This window comes from Prevotella intermedia ATCC 25611 = DSM 20706 (assembly GCF_001953955.1).
Classification (GTDB): domain Bacteria; phylum Bacteroidota; class Bacteroidia; order Bacteroidales; family Bacteroidaceae; genus Prevotella; species Prevotella intermedia.
In genome coordinates this window covers 475,807-499,112 of the sequence record NZ_CP019301.1, presented here as the reverse complement: position 1 = coordinate 499,112, position 23,306 = coordinate 475,807, and the positions used below count along the sequence as shown (strand labels likewise).

The window sequence follows — 23,306 nt, the reverse complement described above, 5'->3', positions numbered from 1 at the left end:
CTATGCTTAATGTCTTATTTTACTATGAGGTTCTTGAATTCCCACGTAGCAGCTGTTGTTTCCGTACTGTTGTAGAAGAAACTAATGTAAATCTTCTTACCACAGTAAGCTGTCAGGTCGGCTTTTGCAGTTACAAAGTCCCAATTCTCGCCTGTTGGCTTTTTGTCGATGACGAGGTCTTTCCAGTTTTTGCCGTCGGTAGAGGCTTGTACTTTCAGTTCTTTGTCGAAGTCGCCGAAGTAGCGAGCTGCGTGGTCGAAAATAAGTGTAGCCTTTTTCACCTGTGTAAGGTCGATAAGTGGCGATGTAGCACGAGCGTGGGTTTCGTATCGTTTGCCATTAACGTAAGCCGTAGCCTTCATTCCGTAGGTTGGAGAAACCCATTTCCAAACGAACGTTATGCCAGATGGAAGTGTGCCTTGGTCGAGTATCCAGTCGGTTGGTGCTTCTGCGAACGAGTTGCTGTAAATCGCTTTCTCTGCTGGTGCAACAGGCTTGATATCATCAAGAGAGCGGATAATAATCTCCCATTGATTGTTGAAACGCTTGAAAATACCTGTAATATCAACCTTGCCAGTAGGGATTTTGGCATTTGCAAACTTAGCGAAGTTACTGTTGTAGACAATTACTTTTTTGCCGTCTTGCTCGTTCAGAGTCCACGAAACGCTGCCTGGACCACCTGTTGTGTTAGCGAAGGTACCGTTAACGGAAGGTGTGCTCGACTTGAAGCTGACGTTGCGAATGATGCCGAGCTTACCAGCATCTTTCTCAAGCGTCCAATTGGTGCTGGCAGAACCATTTGCAAACTCTTCAGCCTCTACGAGATTACCCAAAGAAAGAATCTTATAGTGCTTGTCCCAGACGATGCGGCTAATGCGCCCGATAGAGGTTGTGCCCTTCGCATTCATTGTTGGAACTCCAATTTGTGCTTGCTTACCGTAGTTTCCTATATAAAGGTCTTTCAAGTCGATAAGCACTTCCGTTCCAATAGGAAGGATACCGTAAAGCCCACTTTGTCCAACAGAAACGATGATAGCACCTGTTTTGTCTTGCAGTGCTATTTCGTTATAGAAGTTACCTGCTATGTCCGAGCTTGTAACAATACCTTTTATTTGCAGGTTTTCGGTAACTTGCTCATAGCTTACTCCCTCGCGATAATCGGTGTTGATAGGTTTTGCGAACTTCGTTTTGAGATCGGCAATGGAAATTACATTTGTTTCTGTCAGTTCGTTGTTGCCGTATGGCGCTGGCATAGCCTCATCGGTTTCTGCATATCTGTCGCCCATGCACGAAGCAAAGAGGGTGCAGACTGCTGCCATCATTATATATTTTATATTCTTCATATCCTGTTTCTTTTAGAATTTATAGGCTATATTCAACATTCCGTTGATACCATTTACATAGTATTTCTTAGGATTCTTGTTGAAATCGTATGCACGTGCGGTAGCCTCGCCTGTGGTTTGATTGATTGTATAGCTGCTTCTGCTCTGTTCGTAACCACCTGAAACAATCTTCTGATTATTTAGAATGTTGGTTATCATCAAGTTGATAGAAAGGCTTCCGCGCTTTAAATAGATGTTCTTACCAACGGAAGCATCGAGCATAAAGCCGCCTTTTCCTTCGCTCTGAGCGTATGGAGTGTAGTTGCCTTCAGCATCAATACCGCCAAATTTTGTACCCATTGTGCGCAAAGTGCTGCCATAACGGAGGCTTGGAGCATAAGAAAGATAGATTCTATCATAGTAGTTACCCTTCAAATCAATGAACCAACCGCTTTGATGGAAACTCAAAATACCGCTGTATGCAGATAGAGGGGTACCGCTTTCGCGCATTCCTTCGTTGTAGACAATGTCTTTATAGAAGGTGCTCTTTGTAGAGTTCATATAAATAACGTCAGCATTGTTGATGTTCTTTGCTTCGCTCCAAGTTCCCAAAGCTTTGAAGTTTAAGAAGCTTGTGAGTTTGAAGTCAAGTCCCAATTCTATACCGTAGTAATTCTTTTTGATGCCAGTCATGCTGACATAGGTAAACGAATTGGCATCGTCGAAGTAGAAGTTCTGCCACTCTGTTACGTGTGTAAGGTGGTTGTAGTATGCACTAAAGTTGGCGCGGAGCCAGCTGCCGACATATTGATAGTTTATTTCGCTTGAGAAAATGCGTTCGTTGCGCAAGTTCTGGACGAAGTCATTGTTCATTTCAGGCGATACAAAAGCATTGTTTGCTTGTGGTGCGCGATGTTCGTAGCCTAAGCCGAGAGAGACAGCATTGCCACCGCCAATTGTCCATGTACCACTGAACTTACCGCCACCTGTAAGGAAGTCGGCGTGTTTGCTCTTTCCATAAGAGTTGTTAGCAAACATTCCGTTGCGCATGTGGCCGTCTCTGTACATATTGTCGTAGCCCATTTTGGCACCAACCATATAGTGAAGGTTGCCAAAAGTATGCGAGAAGTTTGTCCAAAGTGTACCACGGCGCACATTCAGATTGTAGTCGTAGCCGAACTTATCGCCTTCATAAACCAATGCGCCGAGCCCTTGTGTGCCCATTGTATTTAAGTCATACTGAATGCGTGGGTCGTTTGCAGCGTAAGTTCCGATAGCGTATGTGTTCACGTTGTGGAAACTCTTGGCACCCAAAAGGTCTTCCATCGTTTGGTAATGACGGCCGAAGTTCTGTCTAACCATAAAGCCAACGTTGAACACTTTGTCTTTACCGATGTGTGTATTGAGCGATGAAGACAATGTTATGGTAGCGTTGTCGTTATGCTTTGCTTGAACGTAGTAGAGTGCATCTTGTCCGTTTGCAGCAGCTTGACGGTTAGCATAGTAAAGTCTATCCCATTGTATTTGGCGGTTCTCCTTGTTTTTCCACCAATTAACAGCTGTATTCCAATCGGCAAATGCCTGCGCTGTGCGGTAGCGAGTGTTTTGCTCGTTCCATACGTCGTAATAGCTACTTGGCAAGTTTTTCCAATAATCGGGCTGTGGATTGTCGGCATTGTTGTAGTTCAGCTTGGTGCTTTTATACATCGAATACTTTCCAAACAGACTTGTCGTGAGCTTTGTTTTGTCGTTAATCTTCCAATCCCAAGTGAAAATAGCTGCTGGAGCGAAGTCGTTTACTACACGGCTGTTGCGACGATGGCCGTTCTGGTAACCCCAATAAGGGTTGTATTGGTAATCGTTAACCAACCAATAAACCTCGTCGGTGCTTGCTCCTTGCGATGCACGCTCGGTGGGATTACCCCATGTAGAGAAGCTGAGCGAGTGTCCGTTGTTCCACTTTTTCTGAACACCGAAGAAGTAAGAGAGTGCATTGTAGAAAGTTCCTTCTACATAACCGCGGTTTGCCCAACGATAAGTAATGTTGGTTGCAAACGCCCAGCCTTTGCTGTTGAAACCACTACCGTAAGTGTACATTCCTCTTAATGTGTAATTTCGGTTTGCACCTGATAAGGTTATGCGGTTTCCGCCAGCCATCGAACCTGCTCTGAAATCGTAGTTATTGCTTCCTGCCATATCAGTCAATGAGAAGTTGTTATTCTCAAATGGGAGCGCAAAGTCTACATTTCGGGTTTGTTGGTTGAGTCCGCCTACCAACGAATAACGGAATTGTCCGCTCTCCATATCGTTCATTGGTGCGCCATTGATGTAAACATCATTGTACTTTGGACTTAACGCACGGTATCTGAAGCGTAATGGAGAATATAAAAATCCGACTTCAGAGGCGTACACATTACTATTTGAATTTAAGATAGTAACATTCGAACTTCTGTCGTTATCCTCTCCTAACTGTGCTTCTGTGAACGTAAATGCTGATTCGTCCATCACATTCTGTGTCTGCTCGTGCCGTATCGTGTCGGTGCTATTGTTGTTCTGTGCAACAACCATTGACGAACTGCAGAGCGCAATCACAGCGAGTTTCAACTTTTTCTGCATATCTTTTATTAAATATAATTATATTATTTTAGGTTGCAAAGTAACGAAATATTTTTGGAAAAGGAAAGGATTTTTTGAATAAAATTTTAATAAACGTGCTTTATTATCAGATAAATTCACGATATTTGCAGATTGAATACCCGATTGTGGTTTAATTTTTGCTTTGGCAAAATATTTTATTTGATTAAAAATCATACAATTATAACAATGAAGAAATATCTATTTTTCCTGATGTTTATGGTGCTTTTAGGCACTAAAGTTAATGCACAAAAGAAGTTTTCAGTTTACGGAGTTGGTTTCTACAATCAAGAAAACCTTTTCGATTATACGCACGATGAAGGCAAGAGGGATATGGAATTTACCCCAAACGGCTCGTATAAATGGAATAAAATGAAGTATGAGAGCAAGTTGCGTAATATGTCTAAAGTGCTTGCAGAGATGGGAACAGATGTTCTTCCTAACGTTGGCTGCGCCTTTATAGGCTTGGCTGAGGTTGAAAATGCGCATGTTTTAGACGACTTGACTGCGCAGCCAGCACTCGCAGCTCGTGGTTATAAGTACGTCCATATTGAAGGACCAGACAAGCGTGGCATTGATTGTGCCTTGCTTTACAACCCTAAGCTCTTTACTGTGCGTGATACAAAGCTTGTTCCTTATATTTATGAACGTGCAGAAGATACCAAACACGCTACACGTGGATTTCTTACTGTAAGCGGAACAATGGCAGATGAGCATGTAACCGTTGTTGTATGCCACTGGCCAAGTCGTGGTGCAGGCTCTTATTATCGTGAATTGGGCGGCAAGCAAGTCAAGGCTTTGAAGGATTCGCTTTTGCAAGACGACCCCAATGTAAAGGTTCTTGTAATGGGAGATATGAACGACGACCCGACAAACAAGAGTATGTACGAATGCCTATCGGCTAAAGCAAACATCGAAGAAGTGGGCGCGGGCGATATGTATAACCCTTGGTACAATGTCTTGGTAAAGGAAAACACAGGTACTTTGCAGTATCAAGGCAAGTGGAACTTGTTCGACCAGATTGTGATGACGCCAAACTTCCTGAACAAGAACAATGAAAAAGACTTCTCAAATTTGAAGTATTGGAAGCATCAGATATTCCGTCGTGATTATCTTTTCCAAGAAACGGGTCCCTATAAAGGCAACACCAAGCGTACAACTGCAGGCGGTGTATGGCTTGATGGCTATTCAGACCACCTTCCAGTAGTAGTTTATTTGATGAAGGAACAAAAGTAAATGGAGATAGAAACTCACCCATTTGAGCCGTGGCTGCCTACCAATGCCAAGTTGCTGATGCTCGGAACATTCCCACCTGCGCCCAAACGATGGGCAATGGAATGGTATTATCCGAACTTCACGAACGATATGTGGCGCATATTTGGGCTGATATTCTTTGGCGACAAGCTGCATTTCGTAGATGAAGCGAACAAGACTTACAGGCTGAACGAACTGAAACAGTTTCTAAAAGAAAAAGGTGTGGCACTCTTCGATACCGCTTTGCGCATACGAAGAACCACGGGGACGGCTTCCGATAAGGATTTGGAAATAGTGGAGCCTGCCGACCTTGACGGAATGTTGCGTTCGCTACCAGAATGTAAAGCCGTACTGGCAGCAGGGCAACTTGCCACCAAAGTCTTTACCGAACACTACAATATAGATGCTCGTAATTTAAAAATGGGAGAGTACAGAACGTTTGACTTTGAAGGCAGAACGTTGAAACTATACCGACAACCAAGCAGTAGCCGTGCCTATCCGATGAAGGTTGAGAAGAAGGCGGTGTACTACGAACAGATGTTTAAGGAAATACAGATAATTTAAGTATGCACGAGAATATAACGATAATAGGGATTGCAGGTGGCACAGGCTCAGGAAAGACCACCGTCGTAAAGAAGGTTGTAGAGGCATTGCCTCCTCACCACGTGGCAGTGGTGCCGTTGGATTCGTATTACAACGATACCACCGAACTGACTGAAGAGGAACGCAGAGCCATTAACTTCGACCACCCAGACGCTTTCGATTGGAAGTTGCTGACCAAGCAAGTAAACGATTTGCGTAATGGAATAGCCATAGAGCAACCTACTTACAGCTATTTGGCTTGTAACCGTCTGCCCGAAACCATTCACGTAGAGCCAAAGCCCGTGATTATCATCGAGGGAATTATGACGCTTTTGAATAAGAAACTCCGCGATGTAATGGATTTGAAGGTGTTTGTAGATTGCGATTCCGACGAACGTTTGATACGCAATGTCGAGCGTGATATAATAGAACGCGGACGCGACGTTGCAACGGTTGTAGACCGATACCGCAAGGTTCTGAAACCAATGCACGAACAGTTTATTGAGCCAACCAAACGTTATGCAGATATAATTATTCCGCAAGGTGGCGACAATGCAAAGGGCATAGGCATTCTGTGCAGCTATATCAAAGGCTTGGTTCCGCAAATCAAGGAGTAAAGAACTTTAGTAAGAAACAGTCTGTTTAAAGCAAAGGCAAGCAGAAAATAAATAAAGTCCTGACAAGTTTGTATGCAACGAACACTTGTCAGGACTTTTCTTGTTTCTTAATCGAAGTGGTAAACCTGCTTTCTCATTGCAACATGGCAATGTGGAAACAAGCAACTTGCAGCATCAATTCTATTCTTCTACGATTTCGGCATCTTCGATTTTGTCGTCAGAAGGCATTTTCACGCCGTTTACAATTTTAGCGTTCTCAATCTTTTCGTATGCCCGTTTCATTTGGTTTATCTTGATAGCGTTCACCAATTCCACTACACCGTAGAACATTAAGCACCAGCCTATAACCTTCAATGGTAAGGCGGCAGCGTCCATTGGTTGAGCAATGATATAAATACCAATACCTAAAGTTACTGATGGAAAAAGCCAGAACAGAAGCGGAACGCGAGCAAACTGGCGCGAGCTTGCAAGGTTCATAAACTGATTGACAGCTCCTAATATAAGAATTGCGGCAAAAATATAAACCACCCAAGTTATAAATTCGTTCGGCATCAATGTCAAGATAATGCCCAACACGGCGCAACCGATACCCACGATGGGGAAAATAGGAGGATTTGCCTTTACAATATCGCCTTTTTCATCGGTTATTGGTGGGACTTTTGTTGCTTTTTCTTTCTCAAAATAATAGGCGGTGCACGAAATTGCACCCGAAATAAAGAACAATATTCCAGCTGCAATGGTTATCCAAGTCATAGTTTCCACTCTGTATTTTACCAATAATGCACCAATAACAATCGCAACAATTGCACGAATGATAGAACTTTGAATTAATCTCATACTTTTCTTTACCTTGTTTAAACAAAGACCGTTGTGGTCTTTTCTTTACGTTTCTATTGCAAATATACGAAATAATTTGCACTCTATTGTCTAACTATCAAGTTTTTATTACTTTTGCCAGAAAATAAATATAATATATGACAACAGTCTATTTGGTACGCCACGGCGAAACCATTGATAATGCAAGGCGCATTATGCAAGGGCAAACGCAGGGGCAACTGAACGAAAACGGCATACAGCAGGCTAAGGAATTGGGGCAAAGACTTGCCGATGTGTATTTCGATGCATACGTTTCAAGCGACCTTCAGCGGAGCATTGAAACCTGTCGTTTGGTGATTGGGAGCGAAAAGCAGGTACCCATCGTTACGACAAAACTATTGCGCGAACGCGATTGGGGGAGTTTCACAGGAATGTTTATACCAGAGCTTGCCAACCTAAACGACCCCTCAAAGTGGCCCGACGACATAGAAACGCTGGAAGAACTGAAGCAACGGGCAGCACAATTCTTAGAATGGATAAAGCGTGAATATCCCGACAAGGTGGTTTTAGCAGTAGGACACGGCATCATTAACAAGGCTGTTCAAAGTGTATTCTATGGCAAACCGATGAACGAAATTGCGGTAATGAAAAATGCCGATGTGCGGATTTTGAAGATATAGTAGAGGAGGCGGTCGGTATTTTGTAGGAATTATGCCTACACATAGAGCAGATTGGGGCGTGATTTTTCACGTTCCTACACCAAAGTAAAACCGCCACGGCTATGGGGAATGTGATGAGTCGTAACCCTACATTAACGCAATGGTTTTGTAAAGATAATTCGTTGGTAAAATGATAATTTCGATTTGGCATTGCGAAAGCGTAGGTTTTGCGATGCAAAACAGCCGCTTTTACCGTGCAAAACCTACGCTTTTGGAATGCAAAACAATAGGTTTTGCAAAGCCTTGATAGCGAGGTGGTTATGCAATAGTTGGGCTTGTGAAAAATATTTACACTTTTGTTATTCTCTTTTTGTTCATAAAAAGGGGTGTTTCCATTAATTTTCTACAGTTCTGAAGTAGGACTGTGAACCGTTTGTAATGGCTCCGTGCTTTTATTGTAGTCTGTGTTGCGCTAAGTGAATAAAAAACAAGAGGAACACCATATCGCATGGAGTTCCTCTCTACATAACCTTTCTTAAATGCGACTTTAACTTTTCCTTTGTCGCTGAAAAATGTTACTACCTATCAATTATTTATTTATATCTGTGTATGGTCAAGCTGTAAGGCTTGCTTTTATCTATGGCCACCGAATTGCGAATTGCCGTTGTTGAAGTTTCCGAAGCCACTATTTGGCGTTCCAAACGAGCGGTTGCCGCTTCTTGAAGGGGTGAACGACCTACTTGGAACAGGGCGGTTAGAAGGGCTTCCATAGCTGCGACTGCCTCCAAACGTGTTGAAACCTGTGTTGTTTCCAAATCGGCTTGCGCCGTGAGATACGGTTGTTCGTGTAGAACTTCTTCTTGGAGCGTCGTTGAAACCATAGTTCCTGTTGCCACCAAAGTTTCTCTCTTGTTGGTTACCGAAACTCCTCGTTCTGTCCGTTTGTGGATAACCATTGTTCATATATTGGTAATCCTGTTCGTAATATCCGCGCTGGTAGCTGTCGCGCATACCAAAATAGCGTTCTCTATCGTTGTAGGTTACATATCTGCGCCCATTATACCAGCTGCGCCCGCCATTCATTCGCCAACTGTGTCCGCCTCTGTAAACTGCGTAAACACGTGGTCTGCTGAAATAATAATAGTCGCGGCGTGGGTATCTTGAATAGATACTGAGACACCAATAGCCTGCGTCCCAACAAAGCGGACGGTAGAAATAGGAAGCCTCGATGAAAGAGCGGTACTGCCAATCTAATAGTATATAGCTCAAGTCAAGGTTTCTATGCCTCCAATATGCACCGTAGAGGTCGTCTGCATTGCTTATGCTCATCAGGTAGTCTAAGTTTATTTCAAATGCAGCTTCGTACTGTTCTTCTGTCAAATTAAGCTCGTATGCCATCTTGTCGGTCAAGAACAGTGCCTGTGCACGAGCCTGTTCGTAGCTCATTGAATGGGCTGATGTTGCTATTGTAAATAGTGCCATTAAGGCAATTATGTACTTCTTCATAATTCTTTCTCCTCTCTTTTTTCGTTATATAGTGTGGCAAAACCTACGTCTTATGGTGCAAAGGAACGCTTTTTCCTGCATTGTTGAAAAGGATTTTCCCTAATATGGGGAGGATTTTCCCTAAAGGTGGTTTTCTTGTTTGGAAGCTGATGCGTGAAGTAAGTCTGTTTTCTTCGTTGCCACTGTTCGGTTGTCTTTCTTGCAAATTACATGCAAAATAATACTAAAATTTTTAGTAAACGATTAATTAAGAGCGGTATGCCTTTCGCAAATCAATTATAAGTAGTATCTTTGCAGATATGAGCAGAAGAAAATATATACTTGTCGTCCTATGTATGTTTTCGTTTTTAGGAGTCAAGGCGCAATATAATATACAATGTGAGGATACGTGCGACCACGTGCATGGACTTGATATGAGCCATTATCAAGGCGATGTGTGGTGGGAAACAGTAGCTACTAACAGCAACCATAAGCTAAACTATGTTTATTTGAAGGCTACTGAAGGCAGGGATTTGATAGACCGCAGGTATTACGAGAACATACAAGCAGCAAAGCGAAACGGAATGAATGTGGGCTCTTACCACTTCTACCGTCCTCAGACACCGCAATTGGAACAGTTGCATAACTTCCGTGCGCAGTGCCGTCCGCAAGACCAAGACTTGATTCCGATGGTCGATATAGAGACCACAGGCGGACTGAGCGACTATGCGTTGCAAGACAGCTTGCTGAAGTTCTTGGATTTAATGACAAAAGAATATGGCGTTCGCCCATTGGTTTATACATATACCAATTTCTACAATAAGCATCTTATAGGCTCGCTCACAGGCTATAAGCTTTTCATAGCGCAGTACACGGCTCGGGAGCCAGTACTCAACGATGGTCGAGATATATTTGCCTGGCAGTACACGGGTAAGGGGTATATAAACGGAGTGCGTGGTTATGTAGACAAAAGCCGACTGATGGGGCGGCACAGTATGCGTGAAATTCGCTTCTCCCGACGGAAAACGAATGTGCGCTACTATTAAATAAGGAAGTAGCCCATACACATTGACTTACTAACGATACTGTAAAATTAAAATTCAATAGCAATGATTATAAAGTGTCCTGAATGTGGACATCAAGTCAGCGATAAAGCACCAGTTTGTCCAAGTTGTGGAGTAGAAATTGCGGGGCACCTCGTAAAGTGTTTCCATTGTGGCGAAATCTATCTGAAGGAAGACGTTGTTTGCCCGAATTGCCACCACTCTGAACCTGTAAATGGCAACACAACGAAAAGCGATATCGTAGATGTGTTTGACAACTATGACGAGGAGGTAGTGGCAGAAGCTGTATCTAACGATACCGAAGAACCTGTTGCTCCTATCAAGATAGAACCTGTCGTCGAAGAAGAACTTCCTAAAGCTACGCCAGTTCAAGAGCAGAAAGCACAGCAAAAGAGAGTTTCGCCCACTGAAGGGGAGCAAGTAGACAACACAGTACAACCTGCAGCAAAAAACAACCATACGGCTCTTTTCGTATCTTTGCTTATCGCATTTATCATGTGTGCCGTTCTTCTGTTCTTCTATAATAAAGGTAACGAGAACCATGAAGCCGAGGAATACGAAATAGCATTGAAGAGCAATAACCAACAAGTAATGGAACAGTTCTTGGAAGACTATCCAAACGCTCCGTTGGCACACATCAATAGCATCAAGAACTTACTGAACCAAGACAAGCAGAAAAGCGAAGAATGGGGGCACGTGGTTCAGCAAAATACCATTGCAGCTTACAAAGCATATCTTGAGGCGCACCCCGACACACCGCATAAGGACGAAATTCTGAAGAAAATAGAAGAACTGTATTGGGACGAAGTTGTAAGTTTGAATACAGAAGCTGCTTATCTTGGTTACAGAGAAAAGTTTCCAAAAGGAATCCATACCAAGGAGGCTGACGAGAAATTGAAGGTGATGCTCGACAACACATCGACGCCAAGCGAGGAAAAAGCCGCAGTTGCAGCTGTGCGAAAGTTCCTGCAAGGCATCAACAGCAAGAGTACTTCCAAGATTCAAGAGGTAGTGGCACCCTCGTTTAACTTCCTCGGTGCGGGTGGCGCAACAACGGCTGATGTGGCAAAGTATATGCGTGAAAAGCTCTATCAGGCAGACGTTAATAATGTAATGTGGCATCTTGGAACTGCTATGAAGGCTACAACCGACAAGCAAGAAGGTGGTGGAACCATACAGACAATTACCATTCCTGCTCGTTTGGTAATAGAAAGAAAAGGTGGAACAGGCTCCAGCAGATACACAATCAAGGCGCAAATGCAAAACGGAAAGATAACTTCTATTAATTGGATATTGCAAGCTGCTGCGCCAACGCCAAAGTCTGAATAGTAAGAAAAAAGCTGTGGTAAATGGCAAAATGCGTAAGATAATTATCAGATTGTTTGGTAGATAGAAAAGAAAAATGTAATTTTGCACCCGCTATTACGAGATAATGGCATTAAATTCAAACCTAATTAAAAGAATAAAAAACAAATTATGGCAACAAAAATCAGATTGCAACGCGGAGGTCGTAAAGGCTATGCCGTTTACAGAATTGTAATTGCAGACGTTCGTGCACCACGTGATGGTAAATTTACTGAAAAGATTGGTACTTACAACCCTAACACCAATCCTGCCACAGTAGATTTGAATTTCGACCGTGCCCTCTATTGGTTAGAGGTAGGCGCACAGCCAACCGACACTGTTCGCAACCTACTCAGAGGTGAAGGCGTTTATATGATGAAGCACCTTCGTGGCGGTGTTAAGAAAGGCGCATTCGATGAAGCTACATGCCAGCAGAAGTTTGATGCTTGGAAGAAGGAAAAAGAATCTTCAAAAGAAGCATTGGAAAAGAAGGCTGCCGACGAGAAGAAAGCAAGTGTAGCAAAGAATCTCGAAGAAGAAAAGAAGGCTAACGAGGCTATTGCTAAGAAAGTAGCTGAAAAGAAGGCTGCTGCAAAAGTTGAGGAAGAGGCTGCAAAGGCTGCAGAAGCAGAAGCTGCTGCTCAAGCTGAAGCACCAGCAGAAGAAACTGAAGCACCTGCTGAAGCTTAAAAACTTCTTTTACAGAAATAAAAAAGACTGCAAATCTAATTTCAGATTTGCAGTCTTTTTTTGTGTTCATATAGTGTTGGCAAATATTAAGTTTTCCTTCTGTTTTGTAAAGATTATTTTATCGAAAAATGATAATTGTGCTTTGGCATTGTGAAAAAGGTAATAGATGGATACTGCTGAGGAAGGATCCTGAAAAATCAGATAAGAAGTATAAGAAGAGATTGGATAATATATTAGAAACAAACAACCCCTTGGCTACTGCATATTACCTGTATGAGGACATAGATCAGATATGGATGCAGAAAAACAAGGAAGAGGCTCTGGGACAATTAGAGTATTGGTGCAGACAGGCACAAGAGAGTAAGCTCTATTGTTTCAAGAAGGCTGCGGCTTCACTCATGGCCAGAAGAACTGGAATATCAGCATGGTATGATTACCAAATATCCAATGCAAGAGTCGAAGGAATAAACAATAAGATAAAAATGATAAAGAGAAAGGCATATGGATTTAGAGATGAGAAATACTTCGAGTTAATTTTGCTCGGATTATATGATGAAACCAACGCAATTATGCGATGAACCTGTTTTGTGGTGGCAGGATGAGTAGGTTTAGGATAATCAGCGTATTATGCTTGGTAGGGTGTGATAGTGTTTTGTTGCGATTTTTCATACCTTTATTATATATAGAATATAGGTGCAGAGAAGTGGAAGAAAAATGCTATGGGGTTTTTAATGTGAAACAGGAAGATAGTGAAAGGTAGCTGCTTCTTTAATGAAACAGAAAAAACGAATAAAGAGACAATAAGTTAAAAATACCTATAAATGGGCATGCGGGTTGTGGAAAGAGGTGTATTTTGTAAGGTATAGATAGCATTTTGCAGGGTAATAAAATAGCCTTAATACCTAAAAATAGGTATATAAATAGCAAAAACACCCCATTTTTGCACATCTCGAAAAACATGTGCAACTCAAAATACCGATAAGTAAGTATTGTAATAAATACGGAAAGAACCTACCTTTGCACTTGAAAAATTGAGAATTAATCAAACGACTTTGTGCCTTTCTGAGGCACTTGGTTAAAAATTTACTAAATTACAATACTGTTATGAGAGAAGAATGGAGAGGTTTCTCAGGCACCAAGTGGCTTGATGAAGTAAACATGCGTGAATTTATTCAGGCAAACTATACTGGCTATGATGGCGATGCAGAATTTCTTGCAGACCCAACAGAGGCAACCAACAAACTCTGGGGCAAGCTAAAAGAACTCCAAAAGGAAGAGCGCGCCAAAGGCGGTGTTCTCGATATGGAAACTGAAATCGTGTCAAGCGCAACTGCTTATGGTGCTGGATATATCGACGAAAGCTTGAAAGACCTTGAAAAGGTGGTGGGTTTGCAGACCGACAAGCCTTTGAAGCGTGCGTTTATGCCATACGGTGGTATCAAGATGGCAGAGCAGGCTTGTACTACATACGGCTACCAACCTTCTGAAAAGCTCCACGAAATCTTCACAAAATATTGCAAGACCCACAATGATGGTGTGTTCGACGCATACACAGACGAGATGAAAATCGTGCGCCACAACCACATTCTTACTGGTCTTCCTGACACATACGGCCGCGGTCGTATCGTAGGCGACTATCGTCGTGTGGCTCTTTATGGTGTAGACTTCTTGATAGAAGAGAAGCAGAAAGACCTTAGAAACTGCGGCGACGGCGTTATGGTAGACGATATTATCCGTCTGCGCGAGGAAATCTCAATGCAAATCAAGGCATTGTACGAGATGAAGGAAATGGCGAAGATTTACGGTTACGACATTTCAAAACCTGCAAACAATGCTCGTGAGGCTGTTCAGTGGCTCTACTTCGGCTACCTTTCAGCTATCAAGACACAGAACGGAGCTGCCATGTCAGTTGGTCGTATATCTACTTTCCTCGATATTTACATCAACCGCGACTTCCAAGAAGGCACATTGACCGAGGCTGAAGCACAGGAACTTATCGACCATATCGTTATGAAGTTCCGCATGGTGAAGTTCGCTCGTATCCCATCTTACAACCAACTCTTCTCTGGCGACCCAGTTTGGGCAACTCTCGAAGTAGCTGGTCTTGGTATGGACGGCCGCCACATGGTAACAAAGAACGACTTCCGTTTCCTCCATACATTGGAAAACATGGGTCCTTCTCCAGAGCCTAACCTCACAGTACTCTACTCTCCAGCTCTTCCAGAAGGTTTCAAGAAGTACGCTGCAAAGATTTCTGTTAAGACAAGCTCTATCCAATACGAGAACGACGAGGTTATGCGTCCAGTTTGGGGCGACGATTACTCAATCTGCTGCTGCGTATCTGCAACACAGACAGGTAAGGAAATGCAGTTCTTCGGTGCACGTGCAAACCTTGCAAAGTGCTTGACTTACGCTATCAGCGGTGGTGTAGACCACAAGACACGCGAGCAATGCGGTCCAGCACTTCGCCCAATCGAAGGCGACGTAGTTACCTACGAAGAGTTCATGCCTAAGTTCATGGATATGATGGAATGGCTTGCAGACATCTACGTAAACACCTTGAATCTTATCCATTACATGCACGATAAGTACTTCTACGAGGCAGCAGAACTTGCTCTTATCGATACCGACGTTCGCCGTACATTCGCAACTGGTATTGCAGGATTCAGCCACGTGGTAGACTCTATCTGCGCTATCAAGTACGCAAAGGTTAAGATTGTTCGCGACGAAACAGGCTTCCCACTCGATTTCGAGACCGAAGGCGAATTCCCACGTTACGGTAACGACGACGAAAGAGCAGACGAAATAGCTGTTTGGTTGCTCAAGACCTTCATGACAATGATTAGGAAACACCACACATATCGTAACTCTGAACCAACAACAAGTATCTTGACCATCACATCAAACGTGGTATATGGCAAGTACACACCAGCTATGCCAGACGGTCGTCCATCGGGTGCTCCTTTGGCTCCAGGTGCAAACCCATCTTACGGTGCAGAGCAAAACGGATTGTTGGCTTCGTTGAACTCAGTTGCAAAACTTCCTTACGAATACGCCCTCGACGGTATTTCAAATACACAGACCATTGCTCCAAGCACATTGGGCAAGGACGACGAGGAACGCACAAACACTCTCGTTGGTGTAATGGACGGATACTTCAGCCGTGGCGCACACCACTTGAACGTAAACGTATTCGGTGTTGAAAAGCTCATCGACGCTATGGAACATCCAGAAAAGGAAGAGTATGCAAACTTCACTATCCGTGTCAGCGGTTACGCAGTTAAGTTCATCGACCTTACCCGCGAGCAGCAAGAAGACGTTATTGCACGTCAGGCACACGGCAAGATGTAAGCAATACACATTATATATATAATATATATGACCGAAAGAATAATTGGGCTGACAGGTTTAGCCCAATTATTTTTTTACGTTGAAACAGCATCGTTTTCGTGTAGAATGGTTGATACGGTGCACGAAACAGCTAATTGCAAGAGCGTTTCCGACAAGCTAAAGGAGCAATGAAATCCCCTTTTGAACATTGCACAGTGCGAAAACGCACTTCTTGAGGAACGAAAAAAGAACATTATGACAGAACAAATACCCACAATAGAATACAATACAGAGAATACGGAACGTGCCGACGGCAAGAAACTTGCAAGGGTTCACTCCATCGAATCGTTCGGTTCGGTAGACGGGCCAGGCATTCGTTTCATCGTCTTTCTGAAAGGTTGCACCATGCGTTGCCAGTATTGCCACAACCCAGACACGTGGGATACGCATTCCGACCAGCTGATGACAGCCGACGAACTCTTGGCGAAAGCCATTCGCTTTAAAAGCTATTGGGGCGCAAACGGAGGCATAACGGTGAGTGGGGGCGAGTCGTTGTTGCAGATGGACTTCCTCATCGAGTTCTTCCGCAAGGCAAAAGCGCAGGGCGTTCACACCTGTCTCGACACATCGGCGCAGCCTTTTCGCCGTACAGGAGCGTTTTTCGAAAAGTTCGAAGAGCTGATGCAATATACCGACCTGCTGCTTTTCGACATCAAGCACATCGACACCGACGAGCATAAAAAGCTGACAGGGTGGGGCAACGAGAACATTCTCGACTGCGCACGCTATCTGTCTGAAATCGGCAAACCCATTTGGATTCGACACGTACTCGTGCCTACGATAACCGACAAGGACGAGTATCTGCTGCGTTTGCGCGAGTTCATAGCCTCGCTGACGAACGTAGAGAAGATAGAAGTGTTGCCCTACCACACGCTCGGTATCTACAAATGGGAAAACCTTAACATACCCTACACGCTGAAAGGAATACCCGAACCTACACCCGAACAAGTGCAGCACGCACAGCAGATATTAGAGGGAAAGGTGTAAAACCTGTAAAACTAAAATATTGATATAACGAAAAAACTTCGATAAACCGAACACTTGGTTTATCGAAGTTTTTTTGTTTATTGTCGTAACCGACTATCGTTCAGCCGAAAAGTCAAAACTTTCGCAGATCCAAATCAGCAATGTCCGAACTCATCGAAGCATTGCCACGGCAGCAAAACGCACTTTTCGAGGAACGGAAAAGAAAATTATTCAAAGTAATACAAGAAGGTGGCAACGCCTTCCAAGGCAGGTTTGCGCTCGCCTTCAATCTCTATTTGGAACTTGATGCCCGCCTTGCAGATGCCTCGCAAGTTCTCGATGCTTTCCAACCAAGACACCAAACGAATGCGCGAATCCACGAGTACAGGGCGTCCGAAGCGCATTTTGTCCATACCGTAGTTCACCATCATCTTCAGATTATGCACCTCAATGGTTTGGTTCCACATGTGTGGCAGCAGCGAAAGTGTAAGGTATCCGTGCGCAATCGTGGTCTTGTAAGCACTTTCTTTCGCCGCACGCTCCGTGTCTACGTGTATCCACTGATGGTCTAAAGTAGCATCGGCAAAAAGGTTGATGCGCTCCTGATTAACTTCCAACCATTCGCTTTCACCGAGTTTCTTGCCCAAATAACTTGCCAACTCTTCGTAGTTGTTTACTATTAGTTTCTCCATTGTTTTCTTCTTATCTTTGTTACTTGCCGACAAAGATACTAAAAAAGTTCCTAATCTCGCCACCTCTGCATCACTCTTTCCTCTTAAAATTGCACAAATAATGTGTTAAGTGTGCAATTTTAACCCCTCCCATAGCCACCCATACAAAAGCTACGCTGTTCTTCTTCCTATATAATGGTTTTGAAGTACGTGCAGCAGAGGTATGATTCATCACCTTCCTAACACCAACGAAACAGCAACATTGTTATAAAGAAACGCCAGCATTACTATAAGAAACAGAATAAATTCCTCCTCTACACCCTGTCCGCATATCCGCAGTGTATATAGGGTGATTTTACAAGGAAACCACCTTTATTTTGTAAAAATAATTCTGACGAAAAACGATAATTTCGATTTGACGTTGCGAAAGCGTAGGTTTTGCGATGCAAAACAGCCACTTTTACCGTGCAAAACCTACGCTTTTGGAATGCCAAACAATAGGTTTTGCAATACGCTGATAGCGAAGTAGTTATGCGATAGATGTTCTTGTGAAAAATATTTACACCTTTATGGCTATATAAATATAGGAGACAGTTACACCCTTGAGGGTATTTATTCCTTCTAATAAATGACACCAATAAACATAGAAACAGGGATTCTTCGTAATGTGATTTATAGTTTGCAAGGATATTTATGTTTCCACTGTCGTTGGATATAGCAGAAAACAATTTTCCATACAAATTGCCAAGAACTATTTTATATCCCCCAATTGTTTGATGGAGTTGAGATAATCTTGTTCCACATCGCTGATAGTGCGTTGCTTATATTTACGATATTCAATTGTTGCGTGCTCTATTGCTTCAGCGTGCGACACTTTTCCAGAATCCTTCAGAAGCTGTTCGCCCGACATTGTAAGTATTCTGTCTAAATAGTTTGCCCAGTCTTCCATTGTCATAGGCTGTTCGCGCTCAGCCTGTCGCTCTGCAAAGTCTAAATATCCAGACACCAATTGTCCCATTGCCCGAAGCTCTTTGTCGTTCAAATAGTTCTTGGCTGTACGCGCTTCAAACAGAGTTGGTTGGTTTCCCTTAAAGGTGAGCAGACCCATAAATTCCTTTTCGGCATCAGCACGTTCTACAATTAGCTCGGCTGCCGTATGCTTATGAATTGCATAATGAATTTTATTCTGCACCTTTTGGAAGAATGTCTGCGATACAGAAGCACGTGGATCATAGTCGATACTGGTTGCATAGATTTCCAAAACCTGTCGATACAGCACCTTTTCGGTTGCCCGAATATCTCTAATACGGTCTAAAAGCTCCTTCCAATAGCTGCCTCCACCAAGCTCTTTCAGCCTGTCATCGTCGATAGTAAAGCCTTTTGTGATGTATTCTTTCAGGCGTTGTGTTGCCCATTGGCGAAAGCGAGTGGCTATGATACTGCGCACACGATACCCCAAGGCAATAATCATATCAAGGTTATAGAAGGTAGTTAGATACATCTTACCGTCGGCGGCAGCTGTTCGGAATTTCCGAACAACTGAATCTTCTTGTAGTTCGTCCTCCTCGAATATATGTTTTATGTGTTCACTTACATTCGATTTGCTCGTTTTATATAAGCTGCATAGCTGAGCTTGGGTGAGCCATAAGGTTTCGTCTTCAAGCCTTACGTCTAACTTTGTCGAACCACTTTCGTCTGTATAGATGATGATTTTATTCTTTTCTTCCATATCCACCTACTAACCATTAACACCTAACGATGATGCCTTTACGTTCGTAACGTATTGAATTTCCACTACAAAGGTAGTCTTTTTAATAGATATAAACGAAGATTGTTCAGGCGATTTTATGACTGCGCAAAGTGTAGGGAGGTTCTGAAAAGTGTATATATAATAAGGTGGGAAGGTGTAGCGACTACGAAAAGAAGCGGTGCGGGTATGAAAAACAGAACGAAATTCAGTACTGCGACAGCCTAATGCACTTGTTTACACACCCAAAGTGTAGTGCCTTTTACGTGGTGTGTATCTTATTTAGCCACTGTCTAAACATAGCTGTTTGGCGAAAAAGAGTTGCAAATTGTTACTTGTTGCAATATATATTTCGTACTTTTGCAACGCGAACAAGATATTTTGGATTTATTCCAATAAGGTAAAAGGATTATGAAATAAGGGCGACAAGGAAGACGAACTGTGTCTGTTTCTTTTTTAAAAAGTAATAACAGTATTTAGGAACGACCCAGTTGCCCACGAACAAAGATACATTTAATATAAAAACAAAAACATTATGAAGAAGACATTTATTTGCACCGTGTGCGGCTATATGCACGAAGGAACAGAGGCACCAGCTGAATGCCCAGTTTGCCACGTAAAGGCTGACAAGTTCAAAGAGTTCAACGGTGCTGCCCTCAAGGGTACAAAGACCGAAGCCAACCTTATGGCTGCGTTTGCAGGTGAGAGTCAGGCACGTATGAAGTACGACTATTATGCAGGCAAGGCTCGCAAGGATGGCTACGAGCAGATTGCTGCTCTCTTCGAGGAAACAGCCATCAACGAGCGCATGCACGCTAAGTTGTGGTTCAAGTTGTTGCACGATGCAGGCATTCCAAGCACGGAAGAGAATCTGAAGGACGCTGCTGACGGCGAGAACTACGAGTGGACCGATATGTACGAGGCAATGGCTAAGGACGCTATGGACGAGGGTTTCCCAGAATTGGCAATTAAGTTCCGCAGCGTTGGTGCTATCGAGAAGAAGCACGAAGAGCGTTATCGCAAGCTGTTGAAGAACATCGAAGACGAGGCTGTGTTTGCTAAAGATGGTTCAGCAATTTGGCAATGCCGCCAGTGCGGCCACATCGTTGTTGGCAAGAAAGCCCCCGAAGTGTGCCCAGTTTGCGCTCACCCAAAGAGTTTCTTTGAAGTAAAGGCAGAGAACTACTAATCGTCTGATGCGACGAACGTGCGATGCCGATGTTCCGATTTCTCTTTCTTCGGACGGTCGGTTCATCGCAAACGAAACAAAAAAGCGAAACGCTGCATACGGCGTTTCGCTTTTTTGTTTTGTAACAACACTCCATAAGCCTTTTCCTTCTAAATCTTCTGCCACCTATCGAGTGGGAGAGCGAATAGAAGTTGTGCGATGAGAAAACACCTACAAAATCGCTCATGTTTTGTAAAAATAATTCCGAAGAAAAATACTAATTTCGATTTGACACTGCGAAAGCGGCTGTTTTGCAACGCAAAACCTACGCTTTTACCGTGCAAAACAGCCGCTTTGGGAACGCAAAACAATAGGTTTTGCAATGCGTTGATAGCGAGTGTGTTACGCAAAAGTTTCCGTTTGAATAAATCTTTACAGTTTTATGAGCATGTTTTTGTCTGAGTTTCTATTAAGAAAAGGCTTAATATTTATGGTCAGTCTTCCCTTTCTAAGTAAGAAAACAACAATATGAAGCATTGTTTATCAGTGTTCGCCAATCTTATAAATGGTGTATGCGAATCACAAAAGTGCATATTGAAACACCGCAAAAGTGCACATTGAAATGCCACAAAAACGCACATTATGTTGTTTAATCAATTATATATATGTATATTTGCAGTGTTTTTCTAAGTATTAAAGTATATGGAGTACTACGAAAGAGTAGCAGATAAGATGCTACGTGATAGGCTTAAAGCCTTTGGTTCTGTTTTGATTGAAGGACCAAAATGGACGGGCAAGACTACAACTGCCGAACAACAAGCGCGGAGTGTTGTAAAGATGCAAGACCCCGATAAGGCTAACGAGTATCTTGCAGCAGCATCGATAAAGCCTTCTCTCCTTTTAAAGGGCGAGCAGCCTCGGCTGATAGATGAATGGCAAGATGCACCAGTTATCTGGGACGCAGTCCGTATGGCGATAGATAACTCTGGTGGTGCTCCTGGACAATTTATTCTAACGGGAAGCAATACGGTTGATAAGACGAAAATCCGACATACAGGTACTGGTCGCATTACGCGAATGATGATGTACCCTATGAGCCTTTGGGAGTCTAAAGACTCTTCGGGTACGGTTTCGTTATACGAGTTGTTTAATAATCCAAATTATGATATTGATGGTGCAAATAGCGCATTGGATATTCCAGAACTGATTCGTGTTGCTTGTCGGGGAGGCTGGCCTGCAACGCTTCACTTGAGTGCTGAGGCAAGTATGGTAGTTGCAAAGGACTATGTAAAGAGCGTTTGCAATCAAGATATATCTGCTGTAGATGGGAAACAACGCAATCCTAAGATAGCTGAACGAATCGTACGTTCGTATGCAAGGAATATCAGCACGTTGGCAAAGAAAACAAATATCTTGGCAGATGTGATAGGTTCAGAAAATGCAGAAATATCAAAAGGAACGCTTGACGATTATATCGAAGCCTTGGAGAAGGTGTTTGTTATTCAAGATATTGATGCTTGGTGCCCTGCCATACGAAGCAAAAGTGCCATTCGCAGCGCACCCAAGCGTTGTTTCACCGACCCTTCCATAGCTGTTGCTGCTATGAATATCAATGCTGATGGACTTGAAATGCAACTGAAAACCTTCGGATTTATCTTTGAACAGATGTGCGTCCGCGATTTGAGAGTATACGCAGCAGATTTCGATAGCCACCTTTCTTATTATAGGGATAGATACGGTTTAGAGTCTGACCTTGTTCTTCACTTGTCAGATGGCAGGTATGCGCTCATTGAATGTAAGTTAGGTAGTAGTGAAATAGAGGAGGGTGCGAAGCATCTATTGGAGATAAAACGTTTAATAAAAGAACACAACAAAACAGAGAAACAAGTTCCTTTGCGCGAACCTGACCTAATGATTGTTATGACAGGAGGGCAGATGGCTTATACCCGTCCCGATGGAGTAAAGGTTATTCCATTGGCTTGTTTGAAGGATTAAGGCTGAAACTGCTGATGCTTTTCGGAGATTTTATTTTCCTTTCCTTTTGTAAAGGTAACTTCTGAGAATAGTAGCTGTTTTGTAAAGATAATTCGTTAAGAAAACGCTAATTTCGGTTTGGCACTGCGAAAGCGGCTGTTTTGCAACGCAAAACCTACTCTTTTACCGTGCAAAACAGCCACTTTTGGAATGCAAAACAATAGGTTTTGCAATGCGTTGATAGCGAGCGTGTTAGGTGAAAGTTTCTGTTTGGATAAATCTTTACAGTTTTATGGGTTTTCTTTTGATTGTAGAGCTGCTCTTTGCATTGGCTTTTTCTGCGCTTTTCAATGCAGCAATGTGGGTGGCTGAAGGTAGGTTTTTATTTTTTCCAGAACAAGTTTGTAATGTCGTTCATCTTGTTTTCGTTCGTTATCCGATACATACGCTGATTGGTGCGGCGGCTGTCCAATCCGCCCAAATGGCGAATGTAAGGACCCACTTTGATGTAGTCGAAGTGGGGCAACTGAATATCGGGCGACAGCGTGGTGCGCCCTGTGTACCAGCCAACCTTCAGTTCGGCGTGGTGTTTCCGCAGATAGGCAGCCAGGCTGTCGATGGCTTCGGGTTCGGAATCGCCGCCCATAAAGCCGATACACGTAATGCGCTCGCTGTTTTCAGCCAGCATTTGTTCTATTGCCTCGGTTGTAAGAGGGTTGCCAACATCTTTCCAAAGAAAGGTGCTGTGGCAGCCAGGGCAGCGGCAAGGGCAGTTGGAAAGGTTGATAGCCAACGTAACCTCGTCGGGAAACTCTTGGAAAACGATGTCGGTGTCTACGAATTTAAGCATCGGAAGAAGTTGTAATTAAAATGGTGTGCACACTGCTCAAACGCAGTATGCACACACTCTCAACGAAAATATA

At 43.2% G+C, this 23,306-nt stretch carries 18 protein-coding genes and 1 pseudogene; 12 read left to right on the top strand and 7 right to left on the bottom strand.

What is annotated here, in order from left to right:
• Positions 1-14 precede the first annotated feature (14 nt).
• Positions 15-1,343: a DUF5689 domain-containing protein gene (locus BWX39_RS10765; protein ID WP_028905744.1), complete on the bottom strand. Its 1,329-nt coding sequence runs from the start codon at positions 1,341-1,343 to the stop codon at positions 15-17.
• A 12-nt stretch (positions 1,344-1,355) separates the two neighbouring features.
• On the bottom strand, positions 1,356-3,938 hold the full coding sequence (locus tag BWX39_RS10760) for a TonB-dependent receptor (protein ID WP_028905743.1): 2,583 nt from the start codon (positions 3,936-3,938) through the stop codon (positions 1,356-1,358).
• A gap of 207 nt (positions 3,939-4,145) precedes the next feature.
• Between BWX39_RS10760 and BWX39_RS10755 the strand changes: the two genes are divergently transcribed.
• Genes BWX39_RS10755 through udk form a run of 3 tightly spaced genes read left to right on the top strand, consistent with a single transcriptional unit; the run spans position 4,146 to position 6,409 of the window.
• Positions 4,146-5,192, top strand: a complete 1,047-nt coding sequence (locus tag BWX39_RS10755; protein WP_028905742.1) for an endonuclease/exonuclease/phosphatase family protein — start codon at positions 4,146-4,148, stop codon at positions 5,190-5,192.
• The gene (locus BWX39_RS10750) at positions 5,193-5,774 is read left to right on the top strand and encodes a uracil-DNA glycosylase family protein (protein WP_028905741.1); all 582 of its coding nucleotides are present in this window, start codon (positions 5,193-5,195) and stop codon (positions 5,772-5,774) included.
• Positions 5,775-5,776: 2 nt separating this feature from the next.
• A complete protein-coding gene (gene udk / locus BWX39_RS10745) occupies positions 5,777-6,409 on the top strand; it encodes a uridine kinase (RefSeq protein ID WP_028905740.1) in 633 nt (210 codons plus the stop codon).
• Positions 6,410-6,589: 180 nt separating this feature from the next.
• On the opposite strand, the gene BWX39_RS10740 is transcribed toward udk, so the two are convergent.
• Complete coding sequence (locus BWX39_RS10740) at positions 6,590-7,246, bottom strand: HdeD family acid-resistance protein (protein WP_028905739.1); 657 nt, start codon at positions 7,244-7,246, stop codon at positions 6,590-6,592.
• Positions 7,247-7,383: 137 nt separating this feature from the next.
• On the opposite strand from BWX39_RS10740, the gene BWX39_RS10735 reads away from it, so the two are divergent.
• A complete protein-coding gene (locus BWX39_RS10735) occupies positions 7,384-7,905 on the top strand; it encodes a histidine phosphatase family protein (RefSeq protein ID WP_028905738.1) in 522 nt (173 codons plus the stop codon).
• A gap of 612 nt (positions 7,906-8,517) precedes the next feature.
• On the opposite strand, the gene BWX39_RS10730 is transcribed toward BWX39_RS10735, so the two are convergent.
• A complete protein-coding gene (locus BWX39_RS10730; RefSeq protein WP_028905737.1) occupies positions 8,518-9,390 on the bottom strand; it encodes a hypothetical protein in 873 nt (290 codons plus the stop codon).
• Positions 9,391-9,689: 299 nt separating this feature from the next.
• Between BWX39_RS10730 and BWX39_RS10725 the strand changes: the two genes are divergently transcribed.
• The 6 genes and pseudogenes from BWX39_RS10725 (at position 9,690) to pflA (ending at position 16,844) form a co-directional block, all read left to right on the top strand.
• Complete coding sequence (locus BWX39_RS10725) at positions 9,690-10,415, top strand: glycoside hydrolase family 25 protein (protein ID WP_028905736.1); 726 nt, start codon at positions 9,690-9,692, stop codon at positions 10,413-10,415.
• A gap of 63 nt (positions 10,416-10,478) precedes the next feature.
• Complete coding sequence (locus tag BWX39_RS10720; protein WP_028905735.1) at positions 10,479-11,762, top strand: zinc ribbon domain-containing protein; 1,284 nt, start codon at positions 10,479-10,481, stop codon at positions 11,760-11,762.
• Positions 11,763-11,909: 147 nt separating this feature from the next.
• Positions 11,910-12,467, top strand: coding sequence for a 30S ribosomal protein S16 (locus BWX39_RS10715; RefSeq protein ID WP_028905734.1), 558 nt, complete (start codon positions 11,910-11,912; stop codon positions 12,465-12,467).
• A gap of 155 nt (positions 12,468-12,622) precedes the next feature.
• Positions 12,623-13,045 (top strand): annotated as a pseudogene (locus tag BWX39_RS10710) (ISL3 family transposase); the annotation flags it as partial.
• A 526-nt stretch (positions 13,046-13,571) separates the two neighbouring features.
• Positions 13,572-15,818 (top strand): formate C-acetyltransferase, encoded by a 2,247-nt coding sequence (pflB, locus tag BWX39_RS10705; protein ID WP_028905732.1) that lies wholly within the window; start codon positions 13,572-13,574, stop codon positions 15,816-15,818.
• A 234-nt stretch (positions 15,819-16,052) separates the two neighbouring features.
• Positions 16,053-16,844, top strand: a complete 792-nt coding sequence (gene pflA, locus BWX39_RS10700; protein ID WP_028905731.1) for a pyruvate formate-lyase-activating protein — start codon at positions 16,053-16,055, stop codon at positions 16,842-16,844.
• 206 nt (positions 16,845-17,050) lie between these two features.
• Here the strand turns inward: pflA and BWX39_RS10695 are convergent, their stop codons facing one another.
• Both BWX39_RS10695 and BWX39_RS10685 read right to left on the bottom strand, forming a co-directional pair.
• Entirely contained in the window at positions 17,051-17,515 is a 465-nt protein-coding gene (locus BWX39_RS10695; RefSeq protein ID WP_028905730.1) for a MaoC family dehydratase, read from the bottom strand.
• A gap of 730 nt (positions 17,516-18,245) precedes the next feature.
• Positions 18,246-19,223: a virulence RhuM family protein gene (locus BWX39_RS10685; protein WP_028905729.1), complete on the bottom strand. Its 978-nt coding sequence runs from the start codon at positions 19,221-19,223 to the stop codon at positions 18,246-18,248.
• A 553-nt stretch (positions 19,224-19,776) separates the two neighbouring features.
• Here BWX39_RS10685 and rbr point away from each other — a divergent pair.
• Positions 19,777-20,430 carry a rubrerythrin gene (gene rbr, locus BWX39_RS10680; RefSeq protein ID WP_028905728.1) on the top strand — a complete coding sequence of 218 codons (654 nt, stop codon included), beginning with the start codon at positions 19,777-19,779 and terminating at the stop codon, positions 20,428-20,430.
• A gap of 681 nt (positions 20,431-21,111) precedes the next feature.
• Positions 21,112-22,404, top strand: a complete 1,293-nt coding sequence (locus BWX39_RS10665; protein ID WP_028905726.1) for an ATP-binding protein — start codon at positions 21,112-21,114, stop codon at positions 22,402-22,404.
• A 361-nt stretch (positions 22,405-22,765) separates the two neighbouring features.
• Here BWX39_RS10665 and nrdG read toward each other — a convergent pair whose 3' ends face one another.
• Complete coding sequence (gene nrdG, locus BWX39_RS10660) at positions 22,766-23,233, bottom strand: anaerobic ribonucleoside-triphosphate reductase activating protein (RefSeq protein WP_028905725.1); 468 nt, start codon at positions 23,231-23,233, stop codon at positions 22,766-22,768.
• Positions 23,234-23,306 lie beyond the last annotated feature (73 nt).